The 20,988-nt window shown below is 59.9% G+C and carries 19 protein-coding genes; 16 read left to right on the forward strand and 3 right to left on the reverse strand.

Annotation, left to right across the window (positions count from 1 at the left end):
• The first annotated feature begins 4 nt into the window (after positions 1 to 4).
• The 13 genes from dctP to Q0677_RS07595 all read left to right on the forward strand — a co-directional run bounded on the left by dctP (position 5) and on the right by Q0677_RS07595 (position 14,172).
• Positions 5 to 1,018, forward strand: coding sequence for a TRAP transporter substrate-binding protein DctP (gene dctP / locus Q0677_RS07535; protein ID WP_298907926.1), 1,014 nt, complete (start codon positions 5 to 7; stop codon positions 1,016 to 1,018).
• 27 nt (positions 1,019 to 1,045) lie between these two features.
• A complete protein-coding gene (locus Q0677_RS07540) occupies positions 1,046 to 1,612 on the forward strand; it encodes a TRAP transporter small permease subunit (protein WP_298907929.1) in 567 nt (188 codons plus the stop codon).
• A complete protein-coding gene (locus tag Q0677_RS07545; protein ID WP_298558870.1) occupies positions 1,609 to 2,904 on the forward strand; it encodes a TRAP transporter large permease in 1,296 nt (431 codons plus the stop codon). The genes Q0677_RS07540 and Q0677_RS07545 overlap by 4 nt, the downstream gene beginning before the upstream one ends.
• Positions 2,904 to 4,787, forward strand: a complete 1,884-nt coding sequence (locus Q0677_RS07550; RefSeq protein ID WP_298907933.1) for a sugar phosphate isomerase/epimerase and 4-hydroxyphenylpyruvate domain-containing protein — start codon at positions 2,904 to 2,906, stop codon at positions 4,785 to 4,787. The genes Q0677_RS07545 and Q0677_RS07550 overlap by 1 nt, the downstream gene beginning before the upstream one ends.
• On the forward strand, positions 4,784 to 5,644 hold the full coding sequence (locus tag Q0677_RS07555) for a shikimate dehydrogenase (protein WP_298907936.1): 861 nt from the start codon (positions 4,784 to 4,786) through the stop codon (positions 5,642 to 5,644). The genes Q0677_RS07550 and Q0677_RS07555 overlap by 4 nt, the downstream gene beginning before the upstream one ends.
• Positions 5,641 to 6,465, forward strand: a complete 825-nt coding sequence (locus Q0677_RS07560) for a citryl-CoA lyase (RefSeq protein ID WP_298907939.1) — start codon at positions 5,641 to 5,643, stop codon at positions 6,463 to 6,465. Before Q0677_RS07555 ends, Q0677_RS07560 begins: the two co-directional genes overlap by 4 nt.
• Positions 6,455 to 7,651, forward strand: a complete 1,197-nt coding sequence (locus tag Q0677_RS07565; RefSeq protein WP_298907942.1) for a Gfo/Idh/MocA family oxidoreductase — start codon at positions 6,455 to 6,457, stop codon at positions 7,649 to 7,651. Before Q0677_RS07560 ends, Q0677_RS07565 begins: the two co-directional genes overlap by 11 nt.
• Positions 7,641 to 8,306: a hypothetical protein gene (locus Q0677_RS07570; RefSeq protein ID WP_298907944.1), complete on the forward strand. Its 666-nt coding sequence runs from the start codon at positions 7,641 to 7,643 to the stop codon at positions 8,304 to 8,306. The genes Q0677_RS07565 and Q0677_RS07570 overlap by 11 nt, the downstream gene beginning before the upstream one ends.
• A gap of 1 nt (position 8,307) precedes the next feature.
• Entirely contained in the window at positions 8,308 to 9,498 is a 1,191-nt protein-coding gene (locus Q0677_RS07575; RefSeq protein WP_298907947.1) for a Gfo/Idh/MocA family oxidoreductase, read from the forward strand.
• Between the two features lie 118 nt (positions 9,499 to 9,616).
• Complete coding sequence (locus Q0677_RS07580) at positions 9,617 to 10,531, forward strand: sugar phosphate isomerase/epimerase (RefSeq protein WP_298907950.1); 915 nt, start codon at positions 9,617 to 9,619, stop codon at positions 10,529 to 10,531.
• Positions 10,512 to 11,921, forward strand: a complete 1,410-nt coding sequence (locus Q0677_RS07585; protein WP_298907952.1) for an aldehyde dehydrogenase family protein — start codon at positions 10,512 to 10,514, stop codon at positions 11,919 to 11,921. The genes Q0677_RS07580 and Q0677_RS07585 overlap by 20 nt, the downstream gene beginning before the upstream one ends.
• Positions 11,921 to 13,714 (forward strand): thiamine pyrophosphate-binding protein, encoded by a 1,794-nt coding sequence (locus Q0677_RS07590; protein WP_298907954.1) that lies wholly within the window; start codon positions 11,921 to 11,923, stop codon positions 13,712 to 13,714. The genes Q0677_RS07585 and Q0677_RS07590 overlap by 1 nt, the downstream gene beginning before the upstream one ends.
• Positions 13,715 to 13,761: 47 nt before the next feature.
• Entirely contained in the window at positions 13,762 to 14,172 is a 411-nt protein-coding gene (locus tag Q0677_RS07595; protein WP_298907956.1) for a universal stress protein, read from the forward strand.
• 420 nt (positions 14,173 to 14,592) lie between these two features.
• Here the strand turns inward: Q0677_RS07595 and Q0677_RS07600 are convergent, their stop codons facing one another.
• The 3 genes from Q0677_RS07600 to Q0677_RS07610 are packed head-to-tail and all read right to left on the reverse strand — an operon-like array spanning position 14,593 to position 17,617.
• Positions 14,593 to 15,609 carry an ABC transporter substrate-binding protein gene (locus Q0677_RS07600; RefSeq protein ID WP_298907959.1) on the reverse strand — a complete coding sequence of 339 codons (1,017 nt, stop codon included), beginning with the start codon at positions 15,607 to 15,609 and terminating at the stop codon, positions 14,593 to 14,595.
• Positions 15,579 to 16,955, reverse strand: coding sequence for a sensor histidine kinase (locus tag Q0677_RS07605; RefSeq protein WP_298907962.1), 1,377 nt, complete (start codon positions 16,953 to 16,955; stop codon positions 15,579 to 15,581). The genes Q0677_RS07600 and Q0677_RS07605 overlap by 31 nt, the downstream gene beginning before the upstream one ends.
• Positions 16,952 to 17,617: a response regulator transcription factor gene (locus Q0677_RS07610; RefSeq protein WP_298907964.1), complete on the reverse strand. Its 666-nt coding sequence runs from the start codon at positions 17,615 to 17,617 to the stop codon at positions 16,952 to 16,954. Before Q0677_RS07610 ends, Q0677_RS07605 begins: the two co-directional genes overlap by 4 nt.
• A gap of 118 nt (positions 17,618 to 17,735) precedes the next feature.
• Between Q0677_RS07610 and Q0677_RS07615 the strand changes: the two genes are divergently transcribed.
• The 3 genes from Q0677_RS07615 to Q0677_RS07625 all read left to right on the forward strand — a co-directional run bounded on the left by Q0677_RS07615 (position 17,736) and on the right by Q0677_RS07625 (position 20,985).
• On the forward strand, positions 17,736 to 18,713 hold the full coding sequence (locus tag Q0677_RS07615; RefSeq protein WP_133488903.1) for a tripartite tricarboxylate transporter substrate-binding protein: 978 nt from the start codon (positions 17,736 to 17,738) through the stop codon (positions 18,711 to 18,713).
• 263 nt (positions 18,714 to 18,976) lie between these two features.
• Positions 18,977 to 19,459: a tripartite tricarboxylate transporter TctB family protein gene (locus Q0677_RS07620; RefSeq protein ID WP_282181762.1), complete on the forward strand. Its 483-nt coding sequence runs from the start codon at positions 18,977 to 18,979 to the stop codon at positions 19,457 to 19,459.
• A gap of 11 nt (positions 19,460 to 19,470) precedes the next feature.
• Positions 19,471 to 20,985 carry a tripartite tricarboxylate transporter permease gene (locus Q0677_RS07625; protein WP_298907972.1) on the forward strand — a complete coding sequence of 505 codons (1,515 nt, stop codon included), beginning with the start codon at positions 19,471 to 19,473 and terminating at the stop codon, positions 20,983 to 20,985.
• The last annotated feature ends 3 nt before the right edge of the window (positions 20,986 to 20,988 follow it).

Consider the following 20,988-nt stretch of genomic DNA (forward strand, 5'->3'; position numbering starts at 1 on the left):
AATCATGATCACCAAACTTACACGCCGCGCGGCGATTTCTGCCATCGTAGCGGCAGGCGTTGTTGCTGGCACGTCGGGTGCGAGCTTCGCAGACGACAAAGTCCAACTGCGTTTGGCCACTTCGGGTTCGGAAACGGACCAGCGTTCGGTCGCCATGGCCGAGGTCTTTGGCCCGATGGTTGCAGATTTTGCGGACTATCAGCCCAGCTATAACGGTACCATTTTCGCCCAAGGCACCGAGCTTGACGCGATCTCGCGCGGGAACCTTGAGATGTCGATCGCCTCGGCACAGGAACTTGCACAGTTCTTCCCCGAGTTCTCGATCTTCGCGACCGGCTATGTCCATCAGGACGCTGCCCACCAGGTTGCAGTGTTCAACGACCCGCTGATGGATCCGTTCAAAGCGAAAGTTGAAGACGAGCTGGGCATCAAACTGCTGTCCGTTATGTATTTGGGCCGTCGTCAGGTGAACCTGCGCCAGTCGAAAGACGAGCTGACCGTCATGACCCCGGCAGACCTTGCAGGTGTTAACCTGCGTATGCCGGGCACGGATGCGTGGCAGTTCCTGGGTGCCGCACTGGGCGCCGCGCCCACGCCGATGGCGTTCTCGGAAGTCTATACTGGTCTGTCAACCGGTGCTGTAGATGGCCAAGACAACCCGCTGCCGACCGTTGTGGACAAGAAGTTCTACGAGGTAACCAAGCAGATCGTTCTGACCTCGCACCTTGTTGACCTAAACTATATCGCGATCTCGAAAGCGGTATGGGATGGTATGACTGCTGACCAGCAGGCCACCGTACAGAAAGCCGCTGATGCTGCTGCCGAAAGCGGTCGCCAGAAGCAGCTGGAGCTGGAAGGCAGCCTGGTGGCCTTCCTGGAAGAGCAGGGCATGTCGGTTTACGAACCTGATCTGGAAGCCTTCCGCACTCACGTGCAGGCACAGTATGTTGGGTCCGAGTTCGCTGCCAGCTGGCCTGAAGGCGTGCTTGAGAAAATCAACGCACTGGGCGCCAAGTAAGCCAAACTGACAAGAGGGAGAACGACAATGGAGAAAGCCTTCAAGTGGTTCTCCCGTCTTGCAGAAGCGATTGCCGGCGGCTTGCTGGCGGCAATCTTCCTAACCTTTCTTCTACAGATCGCGCTGAGATACCTGTTCACGCCCGCTGGCTGGACGTTGGAGCTGATCGGTATCCTGTGGGTCTGGGTGATCTTCTTCAGCTGCGCCTTCGTGGTGCGCGAACAAGATCAGGTAAAATTCGACATCATCTATCTGTCGGTCAGCAGACCGGTGCGTCGGGTCTTTGCGCTTATCTCGGCTGTCGCACTGGTGGTCGGGATGCTCTACACGCTTCTTCCGACATTGGACTACATCGACTGGATGAAAATCCGGAAGACCTCGACCGTGCGTAACCCATTTACGGGCAACAAGATCCCCCTTCGCGATGTCTTCTCGATCTACGGCGTCTTCATCGTTGCGATCGCCGCCCGCTACGCGTGGCAGTTCGTCGACACACTCCGCAACGGACCGCCCAAAACCGAGCTGGAACTGGCCGTCGAGGCGCTTCACGAGGCTGAAGCCGCAGAGAATTCCCAAGAGGATGCAAACAAATGAGCTTTGAGCTGATTTCCCTTCTTGTCACCCTCTTCTTCTTGGCAGGGATTGGCACACCGATCGGGTATTCGATCTTGCTGGCATCTGTTGTCTATCTGGGTGTCGCAGGGCTGGACGTGGCTTTGGCGGGCGAGAAAATCCTGCAGGGCTTCTATCGCAGCACCATTCTGTTGGCCGTGCCGCTGTTTATCGTCGCCGCCAATATCATGAATGCCGGGTCGATCACCGACCGCCTTCTGAACTTCTGTGTCGCGGCTGTTGGACGCTTTAAGGGTGGCCTAGGGCATGTGAACGTCGTGGCGTCCCTTATCTTCTCGGGCATGTCTGGATCTGCCGTCGCGGATGCTGCTGGTATCGGCAAAATCATCATCGAGATGATGACCAAAGGTGACCGGTATCCGCGTGGTTATGCGGCCGCAATCACCGCCGCCACGGCCACGATTGGCCCGATTATTCCACCGTCGATCCCCATGGTGCTCTATGCACTTGTGTCCAAGGCCTCCATCGGGTCGCTGTTCTTGGCTGGCATCCTGCCGGGCCTGATCATGGGCGCGGTGCTGATGGGGATTAACGGCTACCTGGCACGCAAGCGTGACTTCGCGCTGGAAGAGCCTATTCCGCTGCGCGAACTGCCGCGGAAAACGGCGAATGCCTTCCCGGCGCTGCTGATGCCCGCCATTCTGCTCTACGGCATTTACGGAGGCGTCACCACGCCAACGGAAGCCGCCGCTGTTGCTGCATTCTATGCGCTGATGCTGGCCTTCATGTTCTACCGCGCCATTTCACTGGGCAAACTTTATCAGGTGTTCGTGGATAGTGCCCGGTCGTCGGCCTCGGTCGGGATCGTCATCGGCGGCGCGTTCATCCTGAACTTCATTGTGATCCAGGAACAAATCCCTCAGGCGATCTCGTCCATGCTGGAAGGCTCGGACATCAGCCCGATCATGTTCTTGATCTTGGTAAACGTCCTGATCCTGGCGCTGGGTTGTGTCTTGGATGCGACCACCATCATCTTGGTGATCGTCCCGCTGTTCATCCCAACCTGCGAAGCCTTGGGCATCGACCTTGTCCACTTCGGAGTGCTGGTCGTGGTGAACTCGATGATCGGATTGATTACGCCGCCCTATGGGATCCTGCTCTTTGTGATCAACGCGGTCACTGACATCCCGCTGCGTGAAATCATTTCTGAAATCTGGGCCTTCCTGATTGTGCTGGTTCTGGCGCTGATTGCGATGATGCTGCTGCCCGACATGATCCTGTGGCTACCGAGGCTCTTTGGATACCAAGGCTAATGTCACTTGCAATTTCGACCACGTCCATTCCCGGTGATCTTGAAGAAAAACTTTCGGTCATCGCGGATGCGGGCTTTCAAGCTGTGGAACTGCACGAGCCGGATTTCACCGGGTTTCACGGATCCGCTGCGGATGTCGCGCAGATGGCGCAGGGGCTTGGGCTTTCCATTAACCTTCTGAAACCCTTCAATGACCTTGAAGGCTGGGGCGGAGAAGAGCGCATTCGCGCCTTTGACCGGCTCGAGCGGAAGTTCGATCTGATGCATGCACTGGGCACCGACATGCTGCTGATTGGCGCTTCCAGTCGCGAGATGCCGATTGAACAAGCCACCACAGACCTTGCAGATGCCGCCGCCCGGGCGAAAGCGCGTGGGATGCGTTTGGCCTATCTGGCGCTGCCTTGGGCGGGGTCGATCCAGACGGATGCCCAAGCACTGGATCTGATCCAGCAGATCGACAGCCCCAATCTGGGCCTTGCGCTGAACAGCTATTTCTCGCTCGCGGATGGTGCCAAACCTGCACAGCTGCGTGACCTGCCGGGCGACCGTGTGTTCCACGTTCAGCTGTCCGATGCGCCACGTACGCAGGGGGCTATTCGCAGCCTCAAGCGGCACTTTGGTATGCTGCCCGGTCTGGGATCTCTGAACCTTGCGGGCTTCGTGAAGGTGCTTTCACGTGCGGGATACAAAGGCGCGTGGTCGGTTGCCCGCGTGAACGAACACAGCCCGCGTCCCGGCGGGCGCACCTTGGCGCAAGATGGCTATCGGGCGCTGGTGAACCTGCTGGACGAGGTATCGCGCAGCGATCCTGATCTGCGCTTCGACATCCCCGACCTTCCGCCGCGTGTCTACACATCGGGCTTCGAGTTTATCGAGTTCGCAGCGGATGCCACCAGCGGCAAAGAGCTGACCGACATGCTGTCGGCCATGTGTTTTCGGATGGAGCGCAAACACGTCTCGAAATCGGTCGAGCTGTGGCGGCAGGGCGCGATCAACATCGTCGTGAACACGGAAAAAGAGGGCTTCGCCCATTCTGCTTTCATCGGTCATGGCCCGTCGGTCTGTGACATGGGGCTGCGCGTGAAGGACGCGGGCCAGACCGTCGCGCGCGCCACCGCGTTAGGCACGCCGCAGTTCTCGCAACCCGTTGGGACGGGCGAGCTGGACATCCCGGCCATTCGCGGTGTCGGCGGCAATGTTGTCCATTTCATTGACGAGAAATCTGACCTGCATCGGGTCTGGGATATCGAGTTCGAACCCGTCGCCAAGACCGAAGCCACCCAACCGGCCGGTCTGCGCCGCATCGACCATGTGGCCCAGACCATGCGCTACGAGGAAATGCAAAGTTGGCTGCTTTACTACACATCGACTTTCGAGATGGCGAAGTCTCCGATCGTCGACGTGGCGGACCCGGCGGGTGTGGTGCATAGCCAAGCCATCGAAAGCCCTGAAGGCGAAGTGCGTCTGAACCTGAACGGCGCCGAGGGCCATCGCACCTTTGCAGCGTCGTTTCTGGCGGACAAATTCGGGGCAGGGGTGCAGCATATTGCCTTCCTGAGCGACGACATTTTTGAGACCTCTGCGCAGCTCGTCGCGCATGATTTCCCACGATTGGAAATCTCGCCCAATTACTACGACGATCTGCAGGCGCAGTTCGGGCTGGAGGACGATCTGATCGCACGTTTGCGCGACGGGAACATCCTCTACGACCAGCAGGGCGGCACCACCTATTACCAGATCTACAGCCAGCCGATCTTCCAAGGCTTCTTCTTCGAGATCGTCCAGCGCACCCGTAGCTACGCCGGTTACGGCGCCCGCAACGCGTCCGCCCGTCTGGCTGCGCAAATGAAACACCAACGACCAGCAGGGATACCGCGCACATGAAAGCCGCGCTGATTGGACAGAATATCGGGGGCTCATTGACCCCGGACATGCATATGGCCGAGGCCAAGGCTCAGGGCTTTGCCTATGACTATCAACGGTTTGACACCACGGTGCCTCCGTTTGACGGGATGAGCTTGAAGGACATCCTACATCGGGCCGAGGCAGACGGCATGGTCGGCGTAAACGTGACCCATCCTTTCAAAGCGGACGCTGCCAGCTTGATGCACGAGCTGTCCGAGACCGCGCAGGCGCTGGGGGCTGTGAACACAGTCCTGTTCAAAAATGGGCGCTGGGTTGGCCACAACACGGATTACGTCGGGTTCCGCTCGGCGCTGCGCAACGGATTGCCCATGGCCTCGATCGCGAAGGTGCTGCTGGTTGGGGCAGGGGGCGCGGGCGGAGCTGTTGCGCTTGCCTTGATTGATCAGGGCTGCGGTACGCTTCGTGTGACAGACAAGTCCATCGACCGCGCCGAAGCCCTTGCCGCGCGACTGAAAGCGGCACGTCCGCGGGCGCAAATTCAAGTCGCGCGCAGCTTTGAAAGCGCTGACCCCAGTGGCTTAAGCGGCGTGGTCAATGCAACCCCTGTCGGGATGGATGGCCATCCGGGCATGGCGTTTGATCCCAACCAGCTGGCACCGGCCTGCTGGGTTGCCGACATCATCTATTTCCCACGTCAGACCGAGCTGCTGAAACGCGCAGCGTCACGTCGCCTGCGGACGATGGATGGATCCGGCATGGCGATCTTTCAGGCCGCTGCAGCCTTTCACCTGATGACCGGTAAGACGGCTTCTCCGAAACGGATGACCGAACACTTCAGACACCTTGTGTCTCAGGAACGGAAGGAAATGGCATGACCAGCGACCGTTCAGACGCAGACGCCATCCGCCATTGGTGGCGCACGTCGATCATCGACATGGAGCCGGGCAAGATCGCGTTCCGGGGCCATCCCATTCAGGACTTGATTGGCAATGTCTCGTTTCCGCAGATGATCTGGTTGATGGTGCGTGGCGATATGCCAAGCGCCGATGAAGCTGCCCTGTTCGAGGCCGCTTTGGTGGCCGGGGTGGATCACGGCCCGCAAGCCCCCTCGATCGCTGCTGCGCGCATGGCGGCGACCTGTGGCGTCGGGCTGAACAACGCCATGGCAACGGCTGTGAATATGCTGGGTGATGTGCATGGCGGGGCGGGAGAACAATGTGCCGAGCTTTACTATGGCATCTCGGACAAGTTGCGCGATGGCGTTGGGCTGAACGAGGCCGTGACCAGTGGGCTGGACGATTGGCGCGCGCAGTACGGCAAGATTGTTTCGGGCTTCGGCCACAGGTTCCACAAGCCCGTCGATCCACGTGCGCCTCGGCTGATGCAATTGGTGCGCGACGCAGCCGCCAAGGGCACCGTATCCGGGCGGTTTGCCGATATCGGCGAAGAGGTTCAGGCCGTGCTTGGTCGTCAGCGCGGCGGGCACCCGATCGCGATGAACATCGACGGCGCGACCGCGGTAATTTTCTGCGAACTTGGCTTCCCTGCACCACTGTCGCGCGGGTTGTTCTGCTTGTCCCGATCCGTCGGCGTGCTGTCCCATGCCTGGGAGCAAATGAACCAGGGTGGTCGGAACAAAGGTCCGATGCCGCCCAGCTATCTACCACTTTATGAAGCGAAAGAAGATGACCGGTGACGCACCGAAAACCTTCCGGGTCGGCCTTGTTGGATGTGGCCGTATAAGTGACATCTATCTGACTACAATTGAAAAATTCTCCGAGGTCGAGGTCGTGGCCTGCGCCAGTCTTGATCTGGAGGAAAGTCGGGCAAAGGCGGCGCAGCATGGGATCGCGCGTGCCTGCTCGGTGGACGAAGTGATCGCCGATCCCCAGATCGACTGTATCCTCAACCTGACCATTCCGGCCGCCCATGCCGATATCACGCGGCGGGCGCTTTTGGCAGGTAAGCATGTGTATTCGGAAAAGCCTTTCGTTACAGAGATGGACGATGGGCGCGAGCTGTTGGCGTTGGCCGAGGCGCGCGGGCTGAAGCTGGGTAATGCGCCCGATACCTTCCTCGGCGGGCGCTGGCAAACCGTGCGCCGCTTGATCGATAAGGGCGCAATTGGCCGTCCGACCGGCGTGTTTGCCCATGTAGGCACGCATGGCACGGAGCGACACCACCCGAACCCGGACTTTTACTATCAGGCAGGGGGCGGGCCGCTTTTGGACCTCGGTCCATATTACCTGACCGCAATGGTGTTCTGCCTTGGCCCCATCGCCCGCGTGGCAGGCATGGCAAACCGTGCCTTCACCCAGCGCCAGATCGAAAACGGTCCTCGCAATGGTGAGTGGATCAATGTGCAGGTCGACACCCATTCGCTCAGCTTGATCGAGTTTGAAACAGGGGCTGTTGGGTCCATGACCATGAGCTTCGACATTTGGGACAGCGAAGCCCCGCGGTTCGAGATTTATGGCGAGGATGGCGTGATCTCGATCCCCGATCCCGATCCGGTTCATGGGGTGAATGATTTCCACGGCCCGGTCTGGCTGCGCACGCGCGAAACCTCGCGCTGGTCACACCAACCTCGCCCCACTGGACGCGACGATTGGCAAGTGGTCGAGAACCGTCACGGCTTTAACGAAAACAGTCGGGGACTGGGCCTGCTCGACCTAGCCTTGGCCGTGCGCGACGACCGGCCCGTCCGGGCCAGCGGCGAGTTGTCCTTCCATGTGTTCGAGGTGATGGACGCCATCGCCCGTGCCCCGCACGAAGGGCTCTATCAGAGTATCGCCAGCACGTGCCCGGTACCGGAACCGCTGCCGGTAACCTTCCCCGCCAGTGAAGCCATCCAGACAAAAGAGACCGCAAATGCCCATTGAAACCGTCACCATCGCCGAGCCGTTTTTCGGCATGCGCCACGTCACGGACGAGGCCCTGTTTGAGGTCACAGGCCGCGCGATTGTGCTGAACGTCGCCGACCGCCCCATTCGGATCGAGGATCAGACTCTCGCCCCGCTGCAATCGGCGATCTTCGCCCATGTCACCTTGCATGATGTGGATCGCGCTGTGGTGGTGGACCGCTTCGACGCGCATACCGATGATGCCGCCCTTTGCGCGGAGGTGCGCAAGGTCTGGCCCTCGGCTTATGAGGTTCGCGGCGAAGAGCGGCTGCGCGGCGTCGAGCACTACATGTCACCCAAGGTCTTCGTCGGCAATATCGGCCTGACCATGTACCACTCGGCTTCGGTGCCGCTGAATGTCGGGTTGCACAAGGATCACCCGTTCTGTCCGGTCCCGGGCTTTCGCGAGGTGCACACCCAGATCGTCGGGTTCGGCAAAATGCAGCAATGTCACGAACGCGACCCGGCCACGCTTTACCTAGAAGAGCCGATGGCCCCAGGCATGACCCATCGCCCGATGTATGACGACCAAGGCAACTATCCTTGGCACCAATACGAAACGACCACGCCCAGCATCTTTATGGCGCTGGAAATCCTGCCCGAGGGGGCAGAGATCCCGAAATTGGGAGGATAAAATGACCGAGAAACTTCTGCCTGAAAAGTTGGATTTCAATGGGCCTTTTCCGGCCCTCTCGCGTCGCTTGCGCCTTGGCGTTGTCGGTGGTGGGCGCATTTCGGCCACGCAGGCCACCGCGGCACGGATGACCGACCGTTGGGAAGTGGTGGCCGGTGCGCTGTCGTCTGACCCCGAGCGCGCAAAGGCGCGCGGGGCTGAGTGGTTCATGGACCCGGACCGCAGCTATGCGTCGTTCGAAGACATGGCAAAGGCCGAAGCCGCCCGCCCCGATGGAGTCGACGCGGTAATGATCACCACGCCGAACCATATGCATTTCCCCGCCGCCAAAGCGTTTCTGGATGCGGGTATTGATGTCATCTGCGACAAGCCCCTGACCAACGAGGTGGACGAGGCCACGGCGCTGATCGACCTGACCGCGCAATCCGGGCAGGTGTTCGGCGTCGGCTATGCCATGTCTTGTTTCCCGATGATCCGTCAGGCCCGCGAAATCGTGGCCGAGGGGCGCATTGGCAACATCAACCAGATCCATGTGGAGTTCCTGCAGGACTGGATGACCCCCGACGATGTGGCCGACGCGCCGCATGTGAAATGGCGGCTCGATCCGAAAATCTCGGGGCCAACAAGCTGTGTGGGTGACATCGGCACCCATGCCGCGCATCTGGCGAGCTTTGTCAGCGGGTTGGAGATGACCAATTTGCGTGCTGAGTTCCATGTCTGCGGCGCGCCGAAACCGCTGGAAGACACGGCTTTCATGTTTACGCGCTTTCAGGGGGATGTGCCCGGCACGCTGATGGCGACCCGCCTTGCCCCGGGCAATCGCGGCGGATTGCGGCTTCGGATCTACGGGTCCGAGGGCGGAGTGGAATGGGATCTGGAGAACTCCGAGCAGTTGAAATTCTATCGCTTTGGTGAAGCGGATCGGGTGATCAGCCGGGGCCACGGCCACGGGGTCAGTGCGTCCACCGAACGTCTGGTCCGCACCGCGCGCGGGTTCCCCGAAGGGATCATCGAGGCTTGGGCCAACCTCTACACCGAGTTTGCCATGGCGGTGGCCGCGCGCCGCGATGGCGTGGCGATCCCCGATGGTTGGGTGAACTTCCCCAAGGTGGCTGAAGGTGCCGCCGGGGTACAGTTCATTGCGGCCTCGGTGCGGTCGAATGAGCAAGGCGGAGCTTGGGTCGCGATCTGACCCAAACCGGGCAGGGATCCGGGTTCGAAATCAGTAATTGATATTTTAAAAAATATCAGATATTTTAAATCACGTAGGATAAACCTGCGACTCGCTGATTTCGTCCGGAGCCCATTTCATGCCCGACACCGCCCAACAGGCCGATGAGACACCGCTGTATTCATTGGCGCATCTGACCCTGATCGGGGCCTCGCCGCCCGAGCTGGTCTATATCGCTGCGCGCGCGGGCTATGACGCTGTCAGCCCGCGCTTCATCCCGATGAAAGTACCGGGGGAGTTCACGGAAGCCCCCGTGGATAAGGCGCAGGTGCAGGCCACGAAAACAGCGCTGGCCTCGACCGGGTTGAAAGTGCTGGACGTAGAACTGGCCCGTATCACCGAAGATGTGGACCCCCGCAGTTTCGAGCGCGCCTTGGAACTGGGCGGCGAATTGGGGGCCAAGCGGATGATTATGTCGGCCTGGACGCCGACCCGAGACGACCGCAACTTCCTTGTCGACGTCTATGGCGAGACCTGCGACCTGGCCGCGCCCTATGGCATCTCTGTTGATCTGGAATTCCCGTCCTTCTCGCGCCTGCGGACATTGGACGAGACGCTGGACATCGTGCGCGCGGCGGACCGCCCGAACGGAGGCATTTTGGTGGATACGCTCTATCTGCACCTCAGCCGCGTCGATCTGGGCGAGCTTCTGCACGTCCCGTCCGAACTGTTTCACTTCCTGCACATCTCGGACTGCCTGCCGGGCATCGCGGACACACGCGAGGGGATGATCCAGTTGGCCCGCGATGCACGGCTCTATCCGGGCGAAGGCTGGATTGATTTCGCCGGCATTATCGAGCGGATGCCGCCGGTGGATTACTCGATTGAACTGCCCAACCAAAGCCGCGTGGCGGAACTGGGATACGAAGAACATGCGCGGCGTTGCTTGCAACACGCGAAACGAACCTTCGGCGAGGCGCGCTCTCAGCGCCGGATGCCGGATGCAGCTACTCTCCAACACAATGAGGATCATCATGAGCAAAGAGCTCACTGACGCGGACCGCCAGCTGGCGGCCGACATGCTGGCGCGTGCGCGTGCCGCCATGGCAGAAATCGAAGACTGGTCGCAGGAGCAACTGGACCGTCTGTCACAGGCAATTGCGTGGTATGCAGGCAACGAGAAAACCTTCACCCGTCTGGCCGAGCAGGGCGTGGATGAAAGCGGCATCGGAGATCGCGCAGGTCGCCCCGCCAAACGCTTCAAGATCCAGATGGTGCTGCGTGATGTACTGCGCACGCCGTCGACCGGTATCGTTGAGGTGGACGAGGAAAAAGGGTTGGTGAAATACGCCAAACCTGCGGGCGTGATTGCCTCGCTCATCCCGATGACCAACCCGGCAATGACGCCGCCTGTGACCGGTGTGTCCTCAGCGAACGCGCGGAATGCGGTGATCTTTTCGCCCCACCCACGCACAGCCCAGACCACGTGGGAAATGACCGAAGTGATGCGCGCGGCCTGTCGCGCTGTCGGCGCCCCCGAAGATCTGTTCCAAGCGATCCGCAAGCCGTCGATCCCGTTGACCCAGCACCTGATGGAGATCTGTGATCTGACGCTGGCCACCGGCGGCAAACCGATGGTGAAAGCGGCCTATAGCTCGGGCCGTCCAGCCTATGGTGTTGGCGCGGGCAACAGCTCGATCGTCATCGACGAGACCGCTGATCTGGACATCGCCGCGATGAACACGCGCATCTCGAAAACCTCGGATTTCGGGTCTGGCTGTTCGGCGGATGGCAACATCATCATTCAGAAGTCGATCTATGACGACATGGTCAAGGCGCTGGAGGCCGAGGGTGGCTATCTGTGTAGTGCCGAAGAAAAGGCGATGCTGGAAGCTGCTATGTGGGACGAGAAGGGCAACCGCACCTTCCCGACCATCGCCTGTCGTCCGCAGCAAACCGCCGAGGTCGCCGGGTTCTCTATCCCCGAAGATCGCAAGTTCCTGATGGTTGAAAACCAAGGCCAGATCGGGCCAGAGCACAAGTTCTCGAAAGAGAAACTGACCACGCTAATGGCGCTGTATCACTTCGAGACCTTCGATGATGCGCTGGACACGGTCAGCCAAATCTACGCCACCGGCGGCAAAGGCCATTCCTGCGGTATCTACTCGCACAATGACGAAAACATCGACCGTCTGGCGCGTCTTGCCCCAGTCAGCCGCATGATGGTGCGTCAGCCGCAATCCAAGGCCAATGCAGGTGCGTGGACCAACGGTATGCCGATGACCAGTTCGCTGGGCTGCGGCATCTGGGGCGGCAACATCACCAATGAAAACGTCACCATGAAACACATGATGAACTACACATGGGTCTCGCGGCCCATCGCCGAAGACCGCCCCTCGGAGGAAGAGCTGTTCGGCGAGTTCTACGGACAGGAGGTCGCGTGATGGACGGAGCGAACGTAACGGGCAAAACGGTTGCCGAACATATCGTCGACTTTCTGGAACGGCGCGAGGTCGAGCATGTGTTTGGCCTGTGTGGTCACACCAACATCGCGGTTCTGGCAGCTCTTGCCGAAAGCCCGATTGATTTCATCACCGTGCGCCATGAACAGATCGCCAGTCACGCGGCAGACGCTTATGCGCGTGTGACGGGTAAGGCCTCGGTGGTGTTGTCGCACCTCTCTCCCGGTTTGACAAACTGCGCCACCGGGGTCGCAAATGCGGCGCTCGACTGTATACCGATGGTGGTGATCGCAGGCGACATTCCGACCCACTATTATGGCAAGCACCCGCACCAAGAGGTGAACCTGCACGCGGACGCAGCCCAGTGGGAAATCTATCGCCCCTTCGTGAAACGCGCCTGGCGCGTGGACCGGGCGGACCTGATGGCCGAGATCCTGGAAAAGGCGTTCCACTTGGCCGAAAGCGGTCAGCCCGGTCCGGTTCTGGTCAATGTGCCGATGGATATCTTTTCGGAAGTGATCCCTTCGGACACGTTTGACCGGATCCTCGACAACACCCGCGCACTGAAGAAGCCGTCGATCGACGACGAAACCGCGCGCGAGATTGTCGAGAAGCTGGCGCAGGCAGACAGCCCTGTGGCCTATGTGGGCGGTGGTATCCTTCTGGCGCAGGCCAGCGAAGAACTGCGTGAGTTCGTCGAGCATATGGGCCTGCCAGTCGCGCATTCCCTGATGGGCAAGGGCGCGCTGCGCGATGATCACCCGCTGGTGATGGGTATGACGGGCTTTTGGGGCACCGAGTTGGTGAACCAATCCTGCCTGAATGCGGACTACGTCTTTGCCGTAGGGACGCGGTTTAAAGAGGCCGATTGCTCCAGCTGGTATCCGGGCTACACGTTCAACATCGGCGGGAAGGATGACACAACGAAGGTCATCCATATCGACATCGAGCCGCAGGAAATCGGACGCAACTATCCGACCGAGATCGGTGTGGTCGCCGACGCCAAAGCCGCGTTGCGCGTGCTGACTCGTGTCGCGAAGGAAATGTACCCCGATGGCTTCCCGCGTGTGGAAAAGAAGGCCGAGATTGCCGACTTCCGCACCACGTTCAAAGCCTCGAACACCGAGATGCAGACCTCGTCCGCGTTCCCGATGATGCCGGAGCGTATTCTGGCGGATGCCCGCAAGGCACTGCCGGACGATGCGATCATCACCACGGATGTGGGTTGGAACAAGAACGGGGTGGGGCAGCAGTTCGATATCCTGACACCCGGCTCGATCCTGACCCCCGGTGGCTATGCCACGATGGGCTTTGGCCCCCCGGCGACGATTGGCGCCAAGCTGGCCGCGCCGGATCGGGTGGTGATCAGCCTTGTGGGCGATGGCGGCTTTGGCCAGAACCCGTCGATGCTGGCGACTGCGGTCGAACTGGATCTGGGCATCATCTGGCTTGTGATGAACAACAATGCCTTCGGCACCATCGCTGGGCTGCAAAAAGCCCATTATGGGCTGACCTATGGCACGACTTTCCCCGGCACCGCCGCCGCGCCCACCAATGGGCCGGGCTATGCCGAGATCGCGCAGGCCTATGGGGCCGTCGGGGTGCGGATTACGTCTGCGGACGAGCTGCTTCCTGCGCTTGAGGCAGCCATTGCCAGCGGCAAGCCCACGGTTCTGGACGTTCCGATGATCAACAACCCGACACCCACGACGGGGCATTGGAACATCCTCGATATCTACTCGCCGGACAAAGACGTGTCTCACGTCGCAACCTAAGACCAACCGCCGGGGCCACGCGCCCCGGCCATTTATTGGGGATCACCATGTTCAAAACCATCCTCGTTCCGGTCGCTCTGGACCACACCGAAACGCTTGCCCGAAAACTCGAAGCTGCGCGGCAATTGAGGGGGGCAGAAGGCCGCATCATTGCGGTTTCGGTGCTCGAAGATATTCCCTCTTACGTCGCCGAATACGCGATGGTGAAGCCCGACCGGAAGAAGATGGTTCAAGAGATTAGGAAAGCCTTTGCAGACACGTTGACCGGCCAGGACGATGTTGAGCGTGTAACCCTAGCGGGCAAGCCCGGCGTGGTGATCGCGAGTTACGCCGAAGAGATCGGCGCGGACCTGATCGTCACCGGCGCAAGCCGCCCCGGAAGCGAGGGTTATGCACTGGGATCAACCGCATCGCGACTGGCAAGACGAGCGCCATGCTCGGTGCTTGTGATTAGGTGACTTCTGAATTTTGTGAGAGGTCACTTGCTTTACGCAATGCGTGTTTGAGTATTGTTTTGTGTCACTCTCTGGTCACGCTAACCAAACTTAACGAGTTTCCCTCAGACGGTATCAAAGTGCACCTTCCGCACTGACTACCACGCCTTCTCGGAGGCTGTAGATAGGTTTGTTTCCGTGAGTTTCGCTCGATTCTCCTCAAATGAGCTGACAAACCAATCTCGCCCATGGCGTGCAGGAGGGTAGCGGTTCGACCCCGCAAGGCTCCACCAAATCTCTTTTCCAGATTTGGAAGTTTTGGAACCGGTTTGGCGGTAGTCGTCACCCGTTCACGCGTTGTGTCACCAATTTGCATGCGTTCTGTGTCACCTCTGTGTCCCTCGGGTTGGGTGACCACATGTTGGGCGCATATGCGAAGCTGTTTCACTTCTGCAATATGGCGCTTTCCCATTCCGACAGAAACGCGCGTTTCTTGAGTTGGTCCAAGAACACAAGAAGCCCGGGCCCGATCCGGATACGGTTCAAGGCGGCTTCATTCTGGCTGAGGACAAGCGCAGGGTTGGTCAGAAGCTGCGCGTCTTGCCCATGCGATCTTGTCATGAGGTGGTCCAAAAACAGAGCCGCAAGGTCAGATGACGGGGCATTGCTGGGGATCAGAGCGGTCCGCAGCATCACTGTGGTGAAATCCGACGGCAGGATGATGGCGAACTCATCCCGGTCTTCGCGGTTGATCGCATAGCTACCAAGGACATTATAGGCGATCAGCAGCTCGCCGGATTTCACTGCGTCGATCATGTCGGACGAACAACAATAAAGCTGAGCATCCAGCGCGCCCATGACCTCGGTCAGGCGCCAATAGATTTCCGAGGCGCGGGTGTCTTGTGTGGCGAACAGATAGCCAAGGCCGGACTGGCGCACGTCATAGGTGCCAACACGGCCCCGGAATAGATCAGGGTGCTGGCGTAGAAGGTTGATCAGGTCATTTCTGCTGTCGGGCACGGGCAAGTCGCCAAGGCCGGACTTGGACACGACGATGGCCGCCGGTTCCTGCGTGAAAGCAAACAGCATGTCATTCCACACGGCCCAGTCTGGTAGGGCGCTGGTGGCCGCGGGCGTGAAGCGTTGGGCCCAGCCGTCATTTGCCAGCTTGGTCTGCAGGTCCATCGCGCTGGACACGGCCACGTCAAACGCCTCGCCTTCATCGACAATCGCCTTTTGCAGTTCAGACGAACTGACCACCGTGTACTCGATGGATGTGCTGAGGGCCGTGGCCAGAAAGGACGTGATCATCGGCTCAAAGAACGCGATATCGGCGGTCGAGATGATCCGCAGTTCCCGGTCGCTATCTGCCGGGCCGAACCGAGCGACCTCTTCCGCCTCGAAGGCGCTGGCCCAACCGGCCGCGAAGATCAGGACGAGGGAAAGAGCAAACTGACGCATGCGCCGCCTCCTGGGTTGTTCGTGATGTGTAGGGTGCCGCCGTGGGCCTCGACCACTTCTTTTGCGATGGTAAGCCCAAGGCCAGAGCCAACAATGTCTTGTGTGTTCGCACCGCGCGCAAAGCGTTTTGGAAGCGCGTCCAACTCATCGGTTTGGAAGCCGGGCCCGGTGTCTTGCACGCTGATCTTTGCGCCGTCGTCGGCGATGGTCAGCGCGACGTGGATTTCAGCGCCAGACGGCGAATATTTCACCGCATTATCCAACAGATTGTGCAGCGCGTTTTGCACAAGTATGGGGTCGCCCTTGATGACTGCCGTTTCGACCTCGGTCGCTTCAAGTGTGACGTCCTTCAGTTCCGACGTCGGGCGCATGCGCTCGACCGTGTCCTGCACAAGACGATGCAGACTGACATCTTCCCGCGCCAGATGGTCCAGCCGAAACGTCACCATCGCATGATCCAAAAGCTGCCCCGCCGTGCGCGAGCTGTCGTCGATGGCGCGGATCATCTCCCTCAGTGCTTTGCGGGTTTCGGGATCGTCGGATTTGCGCTGAGCGACCTCGGCCTTGGTGCGGACAACCGCCAGCGGCGTGCGCACCCGGTGCGCGGCTTCGGCGATAAAGTCCTCGGACCTCATCAGGGATTGCTGCAAACGGCGCATGAACGAATTGAGAGACGCAACCAGCGGTACCATCTCGGACGGGACGGGGGCAGCGACCGGGCGCAGGTCTTTCGGCCCCCTGCGCGACACGGATCCCGTCAGCCGATCCAGCGGGCGGATCGTACTACGCGAGATGAGCGCCGCCAGCAACACCGAGACCAGGAAGAACCCCGCCCCGATCCCCATTGACGTCCGCGAGATCCGCGCAAGCGCCTGTTTCTGCCCGGATAGTGTCTGCGCGACCGAGACCTTCAGGAAGCTTCGACCAGTATCCGTCGACATCCGCCGCTTCACCAGCACGACACGGACGTCCTCGCCCAGAAACGTGGTTGAAAGAAAGCTAGAGGTGCCATTCGGATCACCTGTGGGCTCCGGCAGGTCGGCGTAACCGCTCAGGAACTCGTCCTCAAGACGGATGGCATAAAACACGCGCTCGTCGGAGATACTGTCCAGCATCGAAAGCGCGGAATAGGGCAGGTCGATGCTGATCTCACCGCCGCTTAGACGCGCGCTGTCCAGAATCGACAGGGCAGAGGCGGTCAATACGTTGTCTTGGCTTTCCTGCGCTACCTGCCGCGCTACGGATTGCACCACGAAGTACACAACAATCGCCAAGACGGCTGCACTTGCCAGAAGCGATAACAACAACCTGCGGCGGATCGAGCCATGTGCGACCGGCGTGCTCATGCGACCTCGAGCTTATAGCCGAGCCCGCGAATGGTCGTGATCTTCACGGTTGAGGCATCAAGGTGGCGACGCAGCCGCCCGATATAGACCTCGATCGCGTTTTCGGTGACGTCTTCGTCATAGGAAAACAGCCGGTCCACTAGCGTGGATTTTGAAAACACCTGCCCGGGCGCGTTGGCCAGAACCTCGAAAAGACGCAGCTCGCGGGTGCGTAATTGGATGTCCTGATTGGGCAGTTTCAGGGTCCCCGACAGCGAATCGAAGCGGAGATTGCCGAGGGTTAAAAGGTTCTGAGCAGCGCCTCCGCGACGGCGCATCACCGCGCGACAGCGTGCTTCAAGCTCGGAAAAATCGATGGGCTTCACCATGTAATCATCCGCGCCAAGATCCAAAAGGCCGACACGATCCGCGACTTCAGACCGCGCGGTCAGGACGATGACCGGCGTGCTTTCTTCCTGCTTGCGATGCTGTGCAAGAAAGGTACGACCGTCGCCGTCCGGAAGCATAATATCAAGCAAAATCAAGTCGTAAGATGTTGTAGCGGTGAAGTCATGCCCCGTCTGAATATCGGGCGCGTGGTCGACGACATGGCCATCCAGCATCAGCCTGTCCACGACAGCCTCGGCCAGTTGTTCGTTGTCTTCGATCAGCAAGAATCGCATGAAAGATTTTCTCTTTTTGCTCGTTTTTTAGTCGTGTCAGCTTTGTGTCAGCTTAGATTGTCACCTTCTTCCGACATGAGCGGCAAGCGCCGCCAATGTCAAATGGGAGGACATAAACATGAAATTCACATTGGGCCGTCGCGCCTTTATCGCTGCTGCTGCATCGCTCAGCCTTGCTGCTCCGGTTTTTGCTGATGACCACAAGGTCGTTGACAGCATTCACTTCCTGATCCCCGGTGGCGCAGGCGGCGGCTGGGACGGCACCGCACGTGGCACCGGCGAAGCGCTGACTGGCGCAGGTCTGGTTGGCACCGCATCCTACGAAAACATGTCGGGTGGCGGCGGTGGTAAGGCCATCGGTTATCTGATCGAAAACGCTGACAGCCAGCACGGCACGCTGATGGTCAACTCGACCCCGATCGTGATCCGTTCGCTGACCGGCGTGTTCCCGCATAACTTCCGCGACCTGACTTTGGTCTCGGGCACCATCGGTGACTACGCGGCCATCGTTGTGGGCAAGGATAGCCCGCTGAACTCGATGGGCGACCTGCTGGCCGCGTTCGACGCGGATGCATCGGGCACCGCCATCGGTGGCGGTTCGGTTCCGGGCGGCATGGACCATCTGGTCGCAGCGATGGTGATGGAGGCCGCAGGCAAAGATGCGCTGGCCGTGAAGTACATCCCGTACGACGCAGGCGGTAAAGCCATGGCAGCCCTGCTGTCGGGCGAAATCGCAGCCCTGTCGACCGGGTTCTCGGAAGCCGTGGCCCTGGCCGAAGCCGGCGAGGTCAAGATCCTTGGCGTGACCGCGGACGAGCGTGTCGCCGCCTATGACGCCCCGACTATGAAGGAACAAGGGATCGATACCACCTTCGTCAACTGGCGCGGGTTCTTCGCAGCCCCCGGCCTGCCAGCCGACAAGCTGGCCATGTACCAAGAGGCCATCGCCAAGATGTATGACACCCCCGAATGGGAAGCCGTGCGCGCACGCAATGGCTGGGTCAACATCCACAATTCGGGCGATGACTTCAAAACCTTCCTTGAAGGACAGGAGCAGGTCATCGGCGATCTCATGAAGAAGCTCGGCTTCCTTTAAAACATCGGGTGCGAGGGGCCAGCCCCTCGCGCTCCCCGAGGTATTTCGGGCAAGAGGAAGGGGAGAGCACACGCCCTCCCCGCGGAAGGAGACACCTTCCCCTTGCACGGTCATCGGCTCCTCAGCCTGTACCGTAGATGGAGCCTAGCAGGAGATTGGTTAACAACCTCTTTCCTCTTGCCCAAAATACCTTGGGGTGAATTGAGCCGCAGGCTCAAGAGGGGCAACGCCCCTTCCTAACTACCGGAACAAGGAGGAACCTGATGGCTTTGGATCGCTGGGTATCATTCATCATTCTATGCGCCGCGCTGGCCTACGGATATGCCGCATTTTTCACCATGGACGCGTCGCTGCCGCCGTTCATGCAGCGCAACCCGATCTGGCCAAGCACCTTCCCCAAGGTTCTGGCCGTGCTAACGATCGCCACGTCGTTGTTCATTCTGCTGGGGTTCGAAAAAGCGCCGGAAAGCGACCAAGAGCCGGACATCGATTATCGCCGCCTCGGGGACTATCATCTGGGCCAAGCACTGACGCTGCTGGGGTTGATGGTGGCCTATGCACTGCTTCTACGTCCCGCAGGCTTCCTGTTCGCGACCTTCGCCTTTCTAAGCTGCGGAGCATTCGCGCTGGGCGAACGCAAGTTCCATATCCTTCTGCCTATCGCGGCCATTGCCAGCTTCATCGTTTGGTATCTGGTGGACGAGGTGCTGGGCATCTTCCTGCGCCCCTGGCCGTTCTTTATTTAAGGAGCTGAGACATGATCGAAGGACTTCTGATCGGCCTTAGCGCCGCATTCTCAATCCAAAACCTTCTGATGGTGATTGCGGGCTGTCTGATCGGCACGTTCATTGGCATGTTGCCCGGTTTGGGCCCGATGTCGATCATCGCCATTATGATCCCGGTTGCCATCACCATCGGGGATCCGTCGGCTGCCATCATCCTGTTGGCCGGTGTGTACTACGGCGCCATTTTCGGCGGCTCGACCTCGTCCATCCTGCTGAACGCACCGGGCGTGGCTGGGACCGTAGCCTCAAGTTTCGACGGCTACCCCATGGCCCGGAAAGGGCAGGCCGGTAAGGCGCTGACCATCGCGGCCATCGCCTCGTTCGCGGGGGGCAGTATCGGGGCGCTGCTTCTGATGATCTTTGCCCCCATGCTGTCGACTGTCGCCCTGCTGTTCCACTCGGCCGAGTACTTCGCCCTGATGGTCGTAGGCCTGTCGGCCATCGCGGCCTTCGCGGGGACCGGCAACGTGGGTAAGGCGATCCTGATGACCTTGCTGGGGCTTGTCATGGCCACAGTGGGCGAGGGTGCCTTGTTCAACATGCCGCGTTTCACCATGGGGCTGATGGATCTGCAGTCGGGTTTCAGTTTCATTACGCTGGCGATGGCGATGTTCGCTTTGCCCGAGGCGCTGTTTCTGGTCCTGAACCCGAAACGGTCGGCCCAAGGTGCTAGCGGCAAGATCGAGAACCTGCGCATCACCAAAGAAGAGGGACGCAAGATTGCGCCGGTCATTGGTCGCCAGTCGATTCAGGGCTTCTTTATCGGCGTGTTGCCGGGCGCGGGGGCGACCATCGCCTCGTTCCTTGGCTATGCGGTGGAACGCAACATCGCGACCAAGGAAGAGCAGGAGGAGTTCGGCAAGGGCGCCATCAAGGGTCTGGCCGCACCGGAAACCGCCAACAACGCGGCCTGCACCGGCTCGTTCGTGCCGCTTCTGACGCTTGGCATTCCCGGTTCGGGCACGACGGCGATCCTGCTGGGCGCACTGATCGCGCTGAACGTCACACCGGGTCCGCGCCTGATGATCGACGAGCCGCAGATCTTCTGGGCGGTCATCATCTCGATGTATATCGGCAACCTTGTGCTGCTGATCCTGAACCTGCCGCTGATCCCCTATATCGCCAAGGTTCTGGCCATCCCGCGCAACTACCTGATTCCGTTCATCCTCTTCTTTACATTGATGGGCAGCTATATCGGGCAGAACAACGCGACCGAGCTGTTGATCCTTGTCGGCATGGGCATCTGTGCGACGGTCCTGAAGTTCGCGGATTACCCGCTGGCGCCGCTGCTGATCGGCTTCATTCTGGGTGGGATGTTGGAGGACAACTTCTCGCGCTCGATGCAGCTTTATGATGGGATCGGGTTCATCGTTGACCGTCCAATGACCCTTGGTCTGTTGGTGATTGCGGTTCTGCTGGTGGTCATCCCAAGCTATCGCGCGCGTCGTGCGAAGGCCCGTCAGGAAGGCGTGGCAGAAGGGGATTGATAT

The organism is uncultured Aliiroseovarius sp. (assembly GCF_947492455.1).
In the GTDB taxonomy this organism is placed as follows: Bacteria; Pseudomonadota; Alphaproteobacteria; order Rhodobacterales; family Rhodobacteraceae; genus Aliiroseovarius.